Below are 2,046 nucleotides of genomic sequence, written 5' to 3'. Positions count from 1 at the left end.
TAATGCATTGGCAAGATTATAGAAATACGAGAAAATCAAAAGTAAATTGGAGATTCACAACCAAAGATGCGAGAATTAAATTGAAACGACTTTATCCGTCAATTGAGGCTTGACTTGACACTAGGTTAAAAAGGAAATGAAAAAACAAACAGGATTGTTTGTTATACGAAAATATGTATAGTTTAATAATTGGTCTGGTGATTTTGATTTTTTTTGGTATCATAGAATATCATCGCCATCAGGCATATCGTAAACAAATTCCTGTGATAATTCATGTAAATGGAACACGCGGGAAATCGAGTGTAACCCGTTTAATCGCAGCCGGATTGCGAGCAGGCGGGAAAAAGACTCTTGCTAAAACAACAGGTTCTGCTCCCCGCTTTATTTTTGAAGACGGCAATGAAATTCCTGTGGTTCGTCATTTTGGAGCAAATATCAAAGAGCAGTTGAAGATCATCAAATATGCTTCTCAAAGAAAAGTTGATATCCTGGTTCTCGAATGTATGGCTGTCAATCCCGAATATCAATGGGTAACGGAACATAAAATGGTGAAGGCGGATGTTTGCGTGATCACGAACAGCAGGCTCGATCATCTTGATTTGATGGGTCCTGGAATTAAAAATGTAACCTTATCTTTATGCAATACTATTCCCAGAAAAGGAATCGCTTTTACTTCTGAAAATAAGATGTTTCCTTTAATGAAAAAAGAAGCAGAAAAATTACACACAAAAATGATATATACAGAATCTGATAAAATTTCAGATAATGATATGCAAGGTTTTTCTCATATTGAACACAAGGAAAATGTTGCGTTATCACTTGCAGTTTGCAATCATTTTGGAATTGATGAACAAGATGCTTTGAAATCGATGTATAAAGCAATTCCTGATCTTGGAGCAACAGAGATCTTTAAATATGAATATCATAAAAAAGAAATCCTTTTTGCTCATTCTTTCGCTGCCAATGATCCTGAATCTACGAAATTTCTCATCGAACACATCAAGGAAATCCATAAACATATCGAGAAAGTGGCGATTGTTTTGAACACCCGTGCAGACAGGATGTTCCGCTCCAAACAACTGATAAAAATGCTCACAGAAATGCAGTTTGATGAACTCTTCCTAATCGGAGATCAGGAACAAAGTATCAGATCTTTTGCTTTAAGGCATGGAATTCCGAATAATAAAATTCATGCGATCGGCTGGACTGATGGAGAAAAACTGGTGGAAAAAGTATCCGTTCTTGTGAAAAAGGAAATCCTTTTATTTGGGATCGGGAATATCGGTGGAAACGGTGGAATTATTTTAGAATATTTTATCAGCAAAGATTGGAAATCCATGCGTTAATATATAAAAACAATATCCAATATTCAGGTTTATGTTTAATATATCGACTCATTAAAATATAAGGAATCAAAATAATGTTTGAAGTCGCCATTGGTTTAGGAGTTCTTATCAGTCTCTTCTTTTTAGAGACATTTGGTGCAGCTGCGGGAGGAATTGTTGTTGCTGGTTATGTTGCCATGTTCCTTCATCATCCAGTAACAATTTTTGCTACTTTGTTTATTAGTTTTATCGTATTTGCTATTGTCAGATTACTCAGTAAAGTGATGTTTATTTACGGTAGAAGAAGAATGGTTATCTCCGTACTTTTAGGATTTGTGTTAGGCTGGATTGCGAGAACATACGGTTTGTTTTCATTTCTACCGACAGAATATTCGGTAAATGTGATCGGATACATCATCCCCGGTTTGATCGCTAATTCCATGGAAAAACAGGGAATTACAAAAACTTTTGCAATCATGACCGTTGCTGCGGTTGTTGTCAGATTCATTTTGATCCTGATCTTCAAAGGACAGATAATTGGATAAAAATGCCACGGACTTGCACAGAACGATACTGACTTTTTTAATATGAAAGAATTGTCTTTATTTGTGTTGAGTCAGTGAAAATCAGTGGCAAAAAAAGGAGAAGAATGTTCATCCCAAGTGCAAAATCAAAATTAAGTTTGCTGGTTCTTTTTGTAGCTTCTGTATTATTATTTATC

Annotated in this window: 2 protein-coding genes; both read left to right on the top strand. The window is 35.3% G+C overall.

Annotated features, from left to right (window positions below; translation table 11 throughout):
• Window positions 1-173: 173 nt before the first annotated feature.
• Window positions 174-1,346 carry a poly-gamma-glutamate synthase PgsB gene (pgsB, locus tag ENL20_09600; protein HHE38810.1) on the top strand — a complete coding sequence of 391 codons (1,173 nt, stop codon included), beginning with the start codon at window positions 174-176 and terminating at the stop codon, window positions 1,344-1,346.
• Between the two features lie 74 nt (window positions 1,347-1,420).
• Window positions 1,421-1,870 (top strand): poly-gamma-glutamate biosynthesis protein PgsC, encoded by a 450-nt coding sequence (gene pgsC, locus ENL20_09595; GenBank protein HHE38809.1) that lies wholly within the window; start codon window positions 1,421-1,423, stop codon window positions 1,868-1,870.
• Window positions 1,871-2,046 lie beyond the last annotated feature (176 nt).

The sequence above is a fragment of the Candidatus Cloacimonadota bacterium genome (genome assembly GCA_011372345.1).
Lineage (GTDB): Bacteria > Cloacimonadota > Cloacimonadia > Cloacimonadales > TCS61 > DRTC01.
Note: the sequence above shows the minus strand (reverse complement) of the source record. Positions and strands in the feature narration are given on the sequence as shown.

Coding starts and splice junctions, on each gene's coding strand:
- pgsB (HHE38810.1), top strand. CDS start 174: ATGTATAGTTTAATAATTGGTCTGGTGATTTTGATTTTTTTTGGTATC.
- pgsC (HHE38809.1), top strand. CDS start 1,421: ATGTTTGAAGTCGCCATTGGTTTAGGAGTTCTTATCAGTCTCTTCTTT.